At 66.2% G+C, this 12,774-nt stretch carries 14 protein-coding genes and 1 pseudogene; 5 read left to right on the plus strand and 10 right to left on the minus strand.

The window, feature by feature from the left end; all coding sequences use genetic code 11:
- The 3 genes from D9V36_RS37855 to D9V36_RS37865 all read right to left on the minus strand — a co-directional run bounded on the left by D9V36_RS37855 (position 1) and on the right by D9V36_RS37865 (position 2,165).
- Entirely contained in the window at positions 1-1,167 is a 1,167-nt protein-coding gene (locus tag D9V36_RS37855) for an FAD-dependent oxidoreductase (protein WP_129297745.1), read from the minus strand.
- Positions 1,168-1,398: 231 nt separating this feature from the next.
- Positions 1,399-1,674, minus strand: coding sequence for a helix-turn-helix domain-containing protein (locus D9V36_RS37860; protein ID WP_129297746.1), 276 nt, complete (start codon positions 1,672-1,674; stop codon positions 1,399-1,401).
- Positions 1,674-2,165, minus strand: coding sequence for a DUF2975 domain-containing protein (locus D9V36_RS37865; protein WP_129297747.1), 492 nt, complete (start codon positions 2,163-2,165; stop codon positions 1,674-1,676). Before D9V36_RS37865 ends, D9V36_RS37860 begins: the two co-directional genes overlap by 1 nt.
- A gap of 137 nt (positions 2,166-2,302) precedes the next feature.
- Here D9V36_RS37865 and D9V36_RS37870 point away from each other — a divergent pair, with 137 nt between their 5' ends.
- From D9V36_RS37870 to D9V36_RS37875, 3 genes are all read left to right on the plus strand, one after another.
- Positions 2,303-2,554: a hypothetical protein gene (locus D9V36_RS37870; RefSeq protein WP_206739778.1), complete on the plus strand. Its 252-nt coding sequence runs from the start codon at positions 2,303-2,305 to the stop codon at positions 2,552-2,554.
- Between the two features lie 163 nt (positions 2,555-2,717).
- Positions 2,718-2,873: a hypothetical protein gene (locus D9V36_RS41265; RefSeq protein WP_164993106.1), complete on the plus strand. Its 156-nt coding sequence runs from the start codon at positions 2,718-2,720 to the stop codon at positions 2,871-2,873.
- A gap of 118 nt (positions 2,874-2,991) precedes the next feature.
- Positions 2,992-4,089 carry a SagB/ThcOx family dehydrogenase gene (locus tag D9V36_RS37875; RefSeq protein WP_164993107.1) on the plus strand — a complete coding sequence of 366 codons (1,098 nt, stop codon included), beginning with the start codon at positions 2,992-2,994 and terminating at the stop codon, positions 4,087-4,089.
- Positions 4,090-4,264: 175 nt separating this feature from the next.
- Here the strand turns inward: D9V36_RS37875 and D9V36_RS37880 are convergent, their stop codons facing one another.
- On the minus strand, positions 4,265-4,498 hold the full coding sequence (locus D9V36_RS37880; protein ID WP_129297749.1) for a hypothetical protein: 234 nt from the start codon (positions 4,496-4,498) through the stop codon (positions 4,265-4,267).
- Between the two features lie 279 nt (positions 4,499-4,777).
- On the opposite strand from D9V36_RS37880, the gene D9V36_RS37885 reads away from it, so the two are divergent.
- Both D9V36_RS37885 and D9V36_RS42745 read left to right on the plus strand, forming a co-directional pair.
- Positions 4,778-5,188 (plus strand): RidA family protein, encoded by a 411-nt coding sequence (locus D9V36_RS37885; protein WP_129297750.1) that lies wholly within the window; start codon positions 4,778-4,780, stop codon positions 5,186-5,188.
- 141 nt (positions 5,189-5,329) lie between these two features.
- Positions 5,330-5,458: a hypothetical protein gene (locus D9V36_RS42745; protein ID WP_277753553.1), complete on the plus strand. Its 129-nt coding sequence runs from the start codon at positions 5,330-5,332 to the stop codon at positions 5,456-5,458.
- Between the two features lie 880 nt (positions 5,459-6,338).
- Here the strand turns inward: D9V36_RS42745 and D9V36_RS37890 are convergent.
- The 6 genes and pseudogenes from D9V36_RS37890 to D9V36_RS37915 form a co-directional block, all read right to left on the minus strand.
- Positions 6,339-7,341 (minus strand): annotated as a pseudogene (locus tag D9V36_RS37890) (IS5 family transposase).
- A 238-nt stretch (positions 7,342-7,579) separates the two neighbouring features.
- The gene (locus tag D9V36_RS37895) at positions 7,580-8,764 is read right to left on the minus strand and encodes an IS701 family transposase (RefSeq protein ID WP_129293096.1); all 1,185 of its coding nucleotides are present in this window, start codon (positions 8,762-8,764) and stop codon (positions 7,580-7,582) included.
- A 53-nt stretch (positions 8,765-8,817) separates the two neighbouring features.
- Positions 8,818-9,801, minus strand: coding sequence for an IS481 family transposase (locus tag D9V36_RS37900; protein WP_129297751.1), 984 nt, complete (start codon positions 9,799-9,801; stop codon positions 8,818-8,820).
- Positions 9,802-9,902: 101 nt separating this feature from the next.
- Positions 9,903-10,280: an SCO4402 family protein gene (locus D9V36_RS37905; RefSeq protein ID WP_129297752.1), complete on the minus strand. Its 378-nt coding sequence runs from the start codon at positions 10,278-10,280 to the stop codon at positions 9,903-9,905.
- Entirely contained in the window at positions 10,277-10,816 is a 540-nt protein-coding gene (locus D9V36_RS37910) for a pre-toxin TG domain-containing protein (protein ID WP_129297753.1), read from the minus strand. The genes D9V36_RS37905 and D9V36_RS37910 overlap by 4 nt, the downstream gene beginning before the upstream one ends.
- Complete coding sequence (locus D9V36_RS37915) at positions 10,750-11,670, minus strand: hypothetical protein (RefSeq protein ID WP_129297754.1); 921 nt, start codon at positions 11,668-11,670, stop codon at positions 10,750-10,752. The genes D9V36_RS37910 and D9V36_RS37915 overlap by 67 nt, the downstream gene beginning before the upstream one ends.
- Between the last annotated feature and the right edge of the window lie 1,104 nt (positions 11,671-12,774).

The raw sequence follows: 12,774 nt of genomic DNA on the forward strand, positions 1-12,774 counted from the left end.
TCAGTGAGTTCGCTTGGGTGTGGGGTCGGGGAAGGATCTGTCGCCGAAGAGGACTCGGCTTGCCGCGGCCCGGCCGAACGGTGTGCGTAGCAGGGTGAATCCCGCTGCTGCTGTGGCAGGCGTCCGTACCTGGGCCAGTGCCCGGCGCAGCATGAGTCGTCCGCGGAAGTGGGGGCGGAGCGCGGCTCCGTCGTAGTGGGTCATCATGTCCGGGTTTCCGGTGCGCAGTGCGTCGTGGAGGACCTCGGCTGCGAGCTGCGACTGCCGTAGGCACGGGTCCAGGCCGCCGGCGGTGAGCGGGGAGACCGCGCCTGCCGCATCTCCCACGAGGAGCCCGTCGGCGCAGCTGATCCGGCGCAGCAGGCCGCCGACGGGAATGGGACCTGCGCGCCGCTCCACCTTCTCGGGACGTTCGATGCCGGTCAGTCCGGGCGCTGAGGCGCTGAACTGCTCCATCGCACGGCGAAGACCGTCCGGATAGCGGTCGGCGTAGCCTGCGACTCCGACGTGGGCGTGTTGCCCGTCGTTGATCACCCAGGCCAGGTAGCCGGGGGCGAGTGAGGGGTCGAGCACGCAGTGGAACGTCGGTGGCTGATCGCTTCCGGGGAGTTCGAAGACCTCTTCGGCGCCGACGATCAGGTGGTGGTTGCGGTCGAGAGCGAGGTCGCGGGCGACTCTTGAGCGGGCCCCGTCGGCGCCGACGACGAAGCGGGCCCGGACCGTGGCCGGTCCGTCGCGACCGGCCAGGTGGAAGGTGTTGCCCGCTCGACCGGTGTAGCGCGTGCCCAGTGCGATGCGTACGCCGGCGTCGACCGCGGTGGCGGCCGTCGCTTCGTAGAGTGCTCCCATGTCGCCCACCCGGTATTCGTCGCGGGGGCTGGTGAGGCTGACCGGGCGGCGCAGGTCAGGGGGGTAGAGGACCACACGTCGGATCGGTGGTCCGAGGCAGTCGGGGGGCAGCGGGAAGTCGTCGAGTGTCTTCCGTACGAAGATTCCTGTGGTGCGGATCGCGCCGGCAAGGTTCGTTCGGCGTTCGACCAGGAGCACGTCGTGGCCTTGTCGGGCGAGGAGTGTGGCGGTGTTGAGTCCGGCCAGACCGGCCCCGACCACCAGTACATCGGCACTGTCGGTGCCCCCGAGGCGGTAGGAGAGGCGTGCTGTCGTCATGTCTGCTCTGTTCGTTGTGGAGTCCGTCATCGGTGCGTGCGGCGCGCGGCGGGCGCCGACTGGCGACGGGCGGTACGGTCGGGCCCGGCCGGGATGAGGTGTGCGGACGTCGTCGTCAGGTCGTCACTCGGGAGCTTGCTGAAGATCAGGCGGAACGGGGCGCGCGGCAGGGATGGTCGAGGGCGACGCGCCTCGTGATCGTGTGCAGGCGGCCGGCTACCGCGACTGCGGTCACCGCGGCGGGGAGCCGGCCGGTAAGGATGCTCCGGATTCGTGCGCAGCCTTGTCCCCGTCCCCGGGGGTATCGGGTGCCCAGCGCAGGAGGTCTCCGGGCTGGCACTCAAGCACCTCGCACAGCGCGGCGAGCGTGGTGAAGCGCACCGCCTTGGCGCGGCCGTTCTTGAGCACCGCCAGGTTGGCGGGAGTGATCCCCACGCGGTCCGCCAGTTCGCCCACGGACATCTTCCGCTTGGCCAGCATCACGTCGATGTCGACGGTGATCGGCATCAGATCACCTCGGCCAGCTCGGCCCCCAGCTGCGACGCCTCGACGTCGCGTGCGACGGCTTGTGCGAGCAGCATCCGCAGCACGAGCACGATGAGTGCGTTCCCGAAGATCGCCAGGCTGACCCCGCCCAGCAGGGCCACAACGCCCGGGGGCACGACCTCGCCGGGCGCCAGGACCGCTCCGAGCGCGAGCACCAGGAGTGAGGCCGTCACGAACGCGCCGATCACGAGATGGACGTAGCGGAATGCGGCGTCGGAGAACACGGTTCCGCATTGCACCATCGTCACCAGCCGCCACACGCAGACCAGGACCACCTGGACCGTCACGACGCCCAGGACCGTGATCACGAGGACCGGAGTGCGGCGGTCCACAAGGGTGCTCTCCTGCATGGCGCCCGTCAGCATCGCCACCATCACCGCCTGGGCGAACACCGCCCCGGCGTGCAGTGCCACCATCACGGCGCGCAGCGCGAGCACTGTCAGCTTTCCCAAGGCCACTCCCTTGATCGAATCACGATGGAAAGCTATCGAATATCGATAGGCTTGGCAAGCCGGGTCCGTCGGCGGGATGGGCCTGCGTGGCCTCCCGAATTCCTGACGCAGTGAGGCGAGCCGCCTCCAGGGCCCACGTGGAGCGGCTGGAGCGCGGCGCCGAGGTCAAGCCTGATTTCTTGATCACTTGCAAGGGTCGTACGGGCGTCATTGAGGTGGATGGCCCCCACTGTGCGGGGCCGCGCCGGGCGTCTGACGACCACAGCCGGACCAACCTGCTGATGGACGCCGGGGTCGAGTGGGTGGACCGCATCGACGTGCGAGACGTGACGAAGGCAGAGGCTGAGAAGTTCGTGGACAACTTCATCGCGAGGCTCATGCGGCGGTAGCGGGGCGCCGCTCAACTGCCTGGCAGGCGGGGCAGCCTGGCGGCGGGCACGGAGGCGACATGGCGACGCGGGCGCGCCTCCCCCCCCGGTACCTCGCAGCCAAGATCGCTGGGTTGTCCTGTGGGTGACGGTCTGCGGGCAACCACAGTTCACCGACAGGCCGTTGGGCTATTCCCTCGCTTCCTGGGAGGTGATGCGTGCGCTAAGGCTGCGTACGAACAGAAGGCCGAAGGAGGTGTCCATCATGCGCGAGATCGAGATCAAGCCTGTACCCGTCAAGCGGGAAGAGCGCCGCACCGGTGGTCTCCTCTACAAGTGACCCGAGGGGGGCGGGGCCGGCGCGGCATCTGCCGGTGCCGGCCCCGTGCCCTTGGGCAGATCTGGGACCAGTCCTGTGAGCGAGAGGAGTAGATGTGCGGCTGCGGTGACTGAGAGGCTTGACGTGCTACTGGCACCGGGGGGACTTTGTCGCCCATGCCTACCGGGACCATGTCCCAGTCGCTCTGCACCCCTCGACCGCTGAAATCCTCAGCGCCTTCGACACCTGGACCACCCCCGCCCAAGCGGCCGAAGCTCTGGACCACCTGCATCCCGAGACGGTGGAGAAGGCCGCCGGAACACTCCTCGAATGCGGCCTGCTGGCCGAGGAAGGCAGCCCCGAGGCCGAAGAGGACGAGCGCCTGGCGGACGCCTGGGGACCCTGGTCACCGGAAGCATCCTTCTTTCACTACGCCACCCGCGATGTCCCCTTCGAGACCGCTACCCCCGAGCTGCGTCAGCACCTCACCCGCGACGGGCGTCCGGCGCTGTTCACCGAGTACCCCGAGGCCGACCGCATCCTCCTGCCCCGTATACCGGACCCTCGCCTGTCCGCACCGCTGGAGCAGACCCTCTACCGCAGGCGCACGCACCGCTCCTTCAGCGCCCAGCCGGTGAGCCTGCACGATCTCGCGGTCCTGCTCGGTACCGTCTTCGGCCCTGCCGAGTTCATCGACGGCTACGAGTACGGCGCCCTCATCCGGCGCACCAGCCCCTCCGGTGGAGCCCGGCAAGAACTCGACGCCTACCTCGCCGCCCCCAACGTCACCGGCATCCCAGCCGGTCTGTTCCACTACAACGCCCGCGAACACAGTCTGGAGCTCCTGCGCGAAGGCTTCACCCACACCGAAGCCGGGGCCCTGTGCGCGCACCAGGAGGGCATCGACCAAGCGGCCTTCATCGTCTTCGTGGTCGCCACATGGGAACGTATGCGCGCGAAGTACCGGCACCCCCGCGCCTACCGGGCCAGCCACCTGAACGCCGGACACCTCGGGCAGACCTTCGCCCTGGCAGCCACCGCGCTGGGCCTGGGCCCCTTCCAGACCGCCGTCTTCGACGACACCGCCGTCGAAGACCGCCTCGGACTCGACAGCACCACCTACAGCACCACCTACAGCACCCTCGACGCCCTCGCCGCCGGACACCCCACCCCCGACACTCCGACCGACACCGCCGACCTGAACGCCTTCCGGCACACGACCCTGCGCCACGGCTAGGTCTGTTGCGAAAGCAGATCTCGGGTGTGGACGATCAAGGCTCGTGGCAGGGATCTGACATGTGGTCAGTGGGTCCGCTCAGCAGCTGCTGGTAGACGGCATACGGTGGCGGACCCCGGCCCGTCTCCGGCTCGGCGCCCCGATTCGTAGCTGCACACCAGCTCATCGGTACGCCCTATGCACAATCGGCGCGCTCCACGAGCCCGTGGATGCCGTCGAGTACGCAGGCGAGGCCGAAGGCGAGGGGGGCGTCATCGGTGGGGATGAAGGCTCCCTCGGTGACGGCCCGGGCGAGGGCCGGGAACCGGTCGGCGTGCACGGTGAGTTGGTGCGTGGTGAGGCGGTCCCACTCCTCGTCGCCCTCCTCGCTGCTGTCGAGCGCTCCCTGTGCCCGCGACCTGGTGAACACACCTGCTCGCGCCCGCGTTTTCTTCGATGGCGTCCAGGCTCCGGTCAAGGAGTTCACTCTGGTCGAGGACGCCGGTCACTTCGCCGCCTATGGCTTCGTTCTTGTCTCGGAACAGCGTTTGTCGACTGGTTCCGGAGTCAGTTGGTGATGATGTGGTTCGTGAATGTCGAGCAGAAATGACAGCGTCTCGCGGGGCGGCGAGAAAAGGGAAGGCGGCAGCCAACTGGCCGTTGGCAGGATGTCCGCGCTGAACACCCGAGGGGAAAGGACCACACGACCGTGGCTCGTGCCATCACTTTGATTCGCTCCACCGCCCTGTCCGACGTCGCTGAGTACGCCTACGCGGCCACGGCACCCGCCGAGTCACGCCTGATCTTCCTCGCAGGGGCGTGTCCGCTGAACGATGACGGCTCCACAGCAGCGATCGGGGACTACGCAGGCCAAGCAGCGAGAGCCATCGAGAACATGCAGGCCGCTCTTACTGCCTCAGGCGCGTCACTCCAGGATGTCATCAGCACACGGGTTCTCGTCGCATCGGCGCGGCGGGAGGACCTGGTGGCCGCCTGGCAAGTAGTCCGGGACTCGTTCGCCGACCATGACGTCCCCAGCACGTTGATGGGCGTCACCGCGCTCGGTTACAAGGACCAACTCGTCGAGATCGAGGCCGTCGCCGCCGTGCTCGATTCTTGAGACCTCTTCCAAGGACACCGCAACGCGGGATGGCCAGGCGTCCGCCAGGACGGCTGGCCATCGAGGAACGTAAGCTGGGGTCAGCCTGCCTTGGCGGGTTCCTCGGCTCGGGCTCGTGTGCCGGCGAGGCGGTAGGAGTCGGTGCCTGTCTCGTTCCTGGACGGCGTCCGGGAACAGGCCAGCGGTCTCGTCGAGCAGTCCATGCAGGAGCCGGATCGCGTCAGCCAGTGCGCGGCACCTGCCTGGTATGTGCGCCGGTTTGGTCCGTGACGGGTCCGTGACTGGTCCGGAAGCGCTGGTCAAGAGTGGGATACCGGTGGGAGAAACTGGGATGTACGGCCTATACCGGCCGTCGCTCCAGCTGGGCTGAGTGGAGGCGCCCGACCGGCAAAAGACCAGGTCAGGCGCCTTTCTTCGCGCCCTTAGAAGAACCCCAGCTTCTTCGGCGAGTAGCTCACCAGCAGGTTCTTCGTCTTCTGGTGGTACAGCGCAAGCAGCTTGCTGACCTGCGAGTATGGCAGTCGTGGGGATCTTGCCGGGCCTGCTGGCCCGGGAATGGTCCGGATCTTGACTGATGCAGCCCTTAGGGCTGCGGCTCTGTTGGCTTGGCCGCAGCCGCCGCTCCGAGCAGGCGCCGCCGGTGATCTTGGAGTCCGCGCCGACCGAGGGCTCGGTGACGGCCTCGGCCAGGAGGGCTTCGGCTCGGGTGTTGCAGCCGTCCTTGTCCTCGTCGATCCAGTGCTCGAACTTGGTGCGCTCATATCCGTCGCACACTTCAGCGGCCTGAGGGAGGGCTTCGACGCCGGCGTGGAGGCTGAGCGTCTTGGCAGCGTGTGCGGGGGTGGCTGTGGTGAGGGGCAGCAGGGCGAGGGCCGCGGCCACGAAGGCACGAGCAGCCGTCTTGTCCAGAGCTGGCCTTCACGGCCGCAGGCCGTCCGCACAGCCTTGGGCGGTCAGGCTGCGCCGGGATCGAACCTGCCGCCAGTCAGGGGAGCGCGGCGTAGGCCAGCGTAGGTGCGGACGGTGACGCCGGGCTGGCCGGGGGTGCGACATGGGTCTGGGGAATGTAGCGGGACTTGCCTCGGCCCTCGCGGCGAACTGCGAGGGCCAAGGCCGGAGTTCGGGTACTAGGGCGCGTATTGAGTCGTGATCACCGGGTGCTCCGGATGAGGTCTGTAACCCAGATCATCGAGGCGCGCAGGTGGAGGCCGGCGAGGAAGCTCCCTGGGGTCTTGTCGTAGCGAGTCGCTATGCCCCGCCATGCCTTCATCCTGTTGATCGCGCGTTCGACGGTGTTCCGTTCCTTGTAGAGCTCGGTGTCGTGGCTGACGGGCCTGCCGCCCCCGCTGCCCTTCTTCTTCCGGTTGGCGGCCTGGTCCTTCTTCTCCGGGATCACCGCCTTGATACGGCGTTTGCGCAGGTGGGCGCGGTTGCCGCGGGACGAGTAAGCCTTGTCTCCGGCGACCGTGCCGGGCCGGGTGCGGGGACGGCCGACAGGCCCGCGCACCCGCACCCTCTTCAGGACGGGGATGAACTGCGGACTGTCCGCTGCCTGGCCCGCGGTCAGGATGACGCCAGTGGGCGGCACTTGCAGTCGGCGGCGAGGTGGACCTTGCTGGTTTGCCCGCCCCTGGAGCGTCCGAGGAGGGCGGCCTTCAGCCGGAGTTTGTGCCGCCGCCGGATGCGTCGTCGCTCTTCCCGCGCGGGGTCGCTTTCGGGCTCCTGCCCGCTTTGTTCTTCGAGGCCGCCCCTTTTGACCTGGCCTTCTCCTCCTCGGCGGCAGCTTTCTCCAGGGCGGTGACGACGTCCTCGCCGAGGTGTATCCCCGCCGCGTCATGGTGAGCCCGGGCGGTGGTGGAGTCGATGCTGACCAGCGACAGGTCCACATCACCACGCTTCGCGGCCTCCGCGATCAGGCCCTCCAGCAGAGCCTCGAAGACACCGGCGTCACGCCACTGCCGGAAGCGGTTGTGGACGGTCGACCAGGCGCCGAACTCCGTCGGCATCTCCCGCCACTGCCCGCCCGTCTTGAACCGCCAGATCACGCCCTCGAACTGCTGCCGCAGCCGCGCGGGGTACGGGCCGTACTCGCCGATCGGCAGGTACGGCTCGATGAACTCCCACTCAGGGTCGGTCAGTTGTACGCGCGTCACGTAAGACGGTCTATCGGACCGAACCCTGCCACGAAGGCACATCACACAGATTGATCACGACTCGATACGCGCCCTAGTACTGCAACGGTGTTTGTGCTGATGGTTGGGCAGTTCTATGGGCTGTGTCCGCGTCGTGTGTAGTGACTGATGCGGGCTTGGTGTTGTCGTTTTCGGCGCCAGTGTGACCAGTGCAGGATGTAGTCGACGGGGGTGGGTTGGCGGTCGGTGAGGCGGGTGATCAGGCGTCTGATCTCGGCGAGGCTGAGGTGGATGAGCTGGGAGGATCCGTTTCTGCTTTCCCGGCATCGAGGTCCCGGGCTCGCAGGACGGTCAGGCAGGCGTGGGCAGCGATGGCCAGGGTGATGTGGCGGTGCCAGCCTGGGTAGCGGCGGACTTGGTAGTCGTCCAGGCCGCACTCCTGCTTCGCCGTCTGGAAGCATTCTTCGACGGCCCACCGGCTGCCGGCGATATGGATCAACTCGTCCAAGGTGGCACCGGAGGGGCAGTAGGCGATGTAGTAGGAGAGCTCTTCGGGCCGGCGGACACTGCGACGTGCGAGGACCCAGTGGCGGCGGCCCTCGCGGTGCCAGGGACGGACCTCGACACGCGCCCAGTCGAACACCCGCGGTCCGTGGGCGCCGCGTCCGCAGGAGCGGCGTTTCCACTTCTGCCGTGGCAGACCGGTGAACAGGTCCTGAACCGGATGGTCCAGGGCCCAGCGGGTGACCACGGTGTCGTGGCGGGTGGTGGCCATGACGTGGAAGACATCGGCCTGCTCCAGTTCGGAGCGCCAGCCCTTGCTGAAGCCGTAGGCGGCATCGGCGGTCACCCACCGGAACGGGATCTTGTCCGCGATCGCACGGCGGACCATCTTCTTGGCCATGACGACCTTGGTCTCGAAGCCGACCTCGTCGTCGATACCGGCCCGGCGGCATCTCTCGCGGTCGTCTGTCCAGGATGCGGGCAGATACAGCCTGCGGTCGATCAGTGTCCGGCCGCCGCCGGCTGCATAGGCGAGGAACACTCCGACCTGGCAGTTCTCTGTGCGTCCGGCAGTCCCGGAGTACTGACGCTGGACACCTGCCGAACGGGTCCCTTTCTTGAGGAAGCCGGTGTCGTCCACGATGAGCACGGCTTCGCGGTCGCCGAGGTTCTCGACGACGTAGTCGCGGACATCGTCGAGGACCTCATCGGCTTCCCACTCGATCCGGTTCAGCAGCCGATGGATACGGTCCGGAGCTGCATGACCGGCCTGTTCAGCCAGCGTCCAGCCGTTCTTCCGCTCCAGCGGAGCAATCAGCCCCCGCATATAGGCAAGCGCCGACTCCCGTGGCTCCGTCCTGGAAAACCGATGCACAAACCGCTCATGCACAGCGTCCAGTTCACCGGCCCACACCCTGACATCAGCAAGGTCCCCACCCATGCTCAGACCAACGACCGGCCTGCCCAACTGTCACGGCAAACACCGTTGCAGTACTAGGTGTATTGACCTGGAGCGTTGTTCACACGGCTGATGGGTGGCTTGCCGCCGAGTGCGGTGTGGCTGCGGTGGTGGTTGTAGGTGTGGAGGAAGCCTGCGAGGGCTTCCGTGCGTTCGGTGTTGCTGGTGTAGGGGCGGCTGTAGGCCCATTCGTCGAGCAGGGTGCGGTTGAAGCGTTCCACTTTGCCGTTGGTCTGTGGCCGGTAGGGCCGGATGCGTTTGTGGGCGATGCCGACCGCGGTGAGGGTCCGCGTGAACAGCTTGGACTTGTAGCAGGAGCCGTTGTCGGTCAGGACGCGCTCGACGGTTATCCCGTGCGAGGCGAAGAAGGCTTGGGCCCGGCACCAGAAGGCGCTCGCGGTTTCCTTGCGTTCGTCGACGAGGACTTCGCTGTAGGCCAGGCGGGAGTGGTCGTCGACGGCGGAGTGGATGTAGCTGTAGCCGATCACCGGCTTGCGGCCCTTGCGCTGGTCGGTGGTGGCCTGCTTGTTGTGGGCGCCCGCGGTCCTGCCGACCGTGCGCCAGCCGCCGCCGTCGGGGATGTTGCCGAGTTTCTTGATGTCGACGTGGATCATCTCGCCGGGCCGGGCTCGTTCGTAGCGGCGGATCGGCTCGCCGGTCGGCCGGTCGAGCCAGGCCAGCCGGTGCAGGCCACGGCGGGTCAGGACCCGATGGACGGTCGAGGCCGGCAGGCCCAGGATCGGGCCGATCCTGGCCGGACCCAGCTTGCGGGTTTGTCGCAGCGTGCAGACACGGTCTTCGAGGTCAGGGGCCGTGCGGTGTGGGGTCCTGTGCGGTCGGCTGGAGCGGTCTTGCAGGCCGACGTCGCCTTCTGCCAGCCACCGTCGCATCCACTTGTGGGCCGTGGGCCGCGATATGCCCATTTCGGCGGCGACGTGGGCCACGGGCCGTCCGCAGCGGACACGTTCGACCAGCAGCCGCCTGCCGTGAATGGTCAGCCGGGCATTACGGTGGGACACGAAGACCTCCGTGTGGTGAAGCGTAGACACCTCCACCACATCGGAGGTCTTCGCCGTTGATCAAGCCGGGCGGCTGTTAACAACGCTCGTGATCAATACACCTAGTGGCCCAGGACGCGAAGTGCTTCCTGCGCCGCGGTCACTACACCGCTCCACAGTGGTGATTGCAGGAACGCGATGTCGTCGGCGTCTCGGCCGATGGCGTCCAGGATTTCGTCGAGCCGGTCGGCGAGGCACTGCATCACTTCGACCTCGGCAGCGTCAGCCAGCGTTTGCCCCAGTGCGGCGGCGGGGTTATCGAGGACCGTGGTGTCGTCGTAGAGAGTGTTGACGTTCAGCGTGAAGTCGTCGAAGAAGTCGGCGTGCGGGTAGATCCGATCGATCCAGACTCGCTGCTGGTAGTCGGAATCCGATAGCGCTTTCACTGCCGAGATGATCTCTTGTCGCATCTCCGGAAATTTCACGATGTCGCCGCTCACGGTTTGTTCCATTCCTTCCACTTGATCCACTCGGTCACGGGGATGTGAGCTTCGCGGGCGTTCTCCTTGATGGAGCCCGCGATGGGCTTCCCGCTCCTGCCGATGATTTTACCCCCAGAGTTGATCACCACGTGATCAACCTGCTGATACACCTGCGAGTTCGAGGTTTCTCCCTTGTCGATGCGGACGCCGTTACCCTTACCGTCATTCCATCGGTACCCAACCCCCTTGTTGTTGAACGTTTCGTACCCCTTCAGTGAGTCCGGTACCTTCCGGTAAGCCTCGCGGCTCATCCAGCCGTCGATCTTTCCGGTGGCCTTTTCCACCTTCATGGCCTCGGTCAGTTCTTCGGCCTTGATGGCTGCCTTTCCTGCTTTCATCCAGCGAAGGAGGATTACCGACCCAATAAGACGTTCGGAGCCGGACATCTTTTCTCCGGTCACCGAATTCGTGCCGGTGATCGCCTCTGCTATGCCCTTGACGTCGCCGACCCCGGGTAGGAGGTCGAGCGCAGCGGACACAATTTGCTGCACCACCTTGTTCTCTTCGGGTGTCGTGTGCCCGCGAAAAGGTCACCGCTGAGGTCAAGATCCTTGAAGGCGTTCAGGGCTCCGGAGGCGATCTCAGATTTGAGTGCTTTGAGGGTCTTGTTCATGCCGGCTACAGCAGCGTTGGCCTGGTCTATGCCGGCATTGGCCCGGTCGAGCGCCGCATTGATCCCGTCGAGGGCGCGATTCATCTGTGCGACGCCCTCATTCATCTCATTGATGCTGCGATTCATCTCGGCTACGGCTGAATTCAATCCGTCCAGGGCGCTGTCCATCTGGTTGAAGCCGGAGTTCATCTTTTTGAACGCCGCATCGATTTCGGGATCCGACATGAGTTCGTTAACGTCATTAAGCAGGATCGCGAGGTAGCGGGTAACCTCAACTACGGCGTGGAGGTATTCTTTCCCCTTCTCCACCTCTCGCTGAATGGCGGGCCAGTCTTTCTTTGCGGCTGCCAGCTCCGAGGCCAGACTTCTGAGGAACTCCTCTTGTGTCTTTTGGTCTACCACTTTGGCCTTATCGGCCTGGGCTTTCTTGAGCCAGGAGGCCTTCTCTATCTCCTTTTTTAAGTTGACGAGAAGGTCCCCGGACTCCGCATCCCAATCGTGCTCTGCTGCATAGAACATGACGAGGGCGATTGCGGCGCCCGCCCGGGTGGTGGCGTACTGCTTGGCGCACTTCAACTTTTCCGCGAGCGGTAGATTCTCGCATTGAGGTATCAGTAGTGCCGGAGCTGCGTGTGGTGGGGTCGGAGAAGCCCAGGCGACCCCCATCCCTCCGGTGAGAAAAACTGACAACGTCAGAATTAACGCTGCAATCCTGGTTTTACGGTGATGGTTCATGATTCCTGGCAAGAGTGAGACAGCGGGAAGGCGGAGCGGAGTGGCCGGTTGCCCTGGTGCTGGGCAGCAGTCGATGCCTTCCAGGCGTAGATGCGCCGGGAAGGGCTCTGTCGACTAGATGCGGCGCAGGAAGCCCGAAAGCGCCTGCCCGTGACCATATCTGCTCATTGCGAGGAGTGATCGCTGTTTTCCGGATAATCAGGCATAGTGGCTGATTGATTCTGTTCGGTCAGGGCAGGCCGGGGCGGACGGTCCGGTGGGTTGAGGCGGCGGTCCCCGTCATGCCCTCGCCCTTCAGCCACGAAGGGCGGGGCAGCCGAGGGTGCCGGAAGCCAGTGGCGCGTGCCGTTCAGCCGGGAGAGCACGTGAGTCGTTTAGCGCCCCGCTGAACATCCGCGGCTCACTTCTGCCTGTGTGGAGAGCACCCGGTCGGGCTCTCGAGGACGACACGCCACGGCGGCCCATCTCCGCCCGAGAGAGGAGCAGGACCACGAGGAGCCCGATCCGGACGCCCGGGGCCAACCCCGCGTACGCGAGCATGTGTTGACGCGGCCAGCGAGTGGCTGGACGCGGGCTGCCGGAGAGGAACTCGCGTGGACAAGCCTCCGGATGTGTCCGCTCGATCGCGCCGTGTGGCCGATGCGCTTTCCGGGCCTCGGCCGGACGGTCGGATCAAGTGCACTCCGGCGAAGAGATCGTTGTTCGTAGAGGGCGCGCAGCTGGCGTGCGCGCATCTTTACGCACTGGGCGGGGCTCAACCGCGGTTGGCCCAGGTTCCGTTAGCCGGGCGTCAATATGTTCCTGGCGACCACTCACGGTCGCCAGGAACATATTGACGCCGCCCCGCCGAACACTTCGGCGGGGCGATGCGATCACAGTGGAATCGAATGGGCTCAGGCTCGCTCTCGCACCTCGGTGCCGTCGTACGTCCCGCCGACGCAGGTGCCTAGCCCGGGCTCGATCTGCCAAACTTGCCCGCCTCCGTCCAGGCACTGTCGGGGGAAGATCCAAGCGTCCGCGTTGGCGAATCCCGCGCTTCCGAGCGTGAGAGCAGCGGTCCCGGCGCACAAGGCAACCGTTGTAAGGGCACGATGCATGGGGACA

It is taken from the genome of Streptomyces lydicus (genome assembly GCF_004125265.1).
GTDB classification, from domain to species: Bacteria; Actinomycetota; Actinomycetes; order Streptomycetales; family Streptomycetaceae; genus Streptomyces; species Streptomyces lydicus_C.

What these genes read in the sequence shown, in the direction of transcription:
- D9V36_RS37855 (WP_129297745.1), bottom strand. Translation starts at nt 1,167, where the DNA reads ATGACGACAGCACGCCTCTCCTACCGCCTCGGGGGCACCGACAGTGCC.
- D9V36_RS37860 (WP_129297746.1), bottom strand. Translation starts at nt 1,674, where the DNA reads ATGCCGATCACCGTCGACATCGACGTGATGCTGGCCAAGCGGAAGATG.
- D9V36_RS37895 (WP_129293096.1), bottom strand. Translation starts at nt 8,764, where the DNA reads ATGGGTGGGGACCTTGCTGATGTCAGGGTGTGGGCCGGTGAACTGGAC.
- D9V36_RS37915 (WP_129297754.1), bottom strand. Translation starts at nt 11,670, where the DNA reads ATGAACCATCACCGTAAAACCAGGATTGCAGCGTTAATTCTGACGTTG.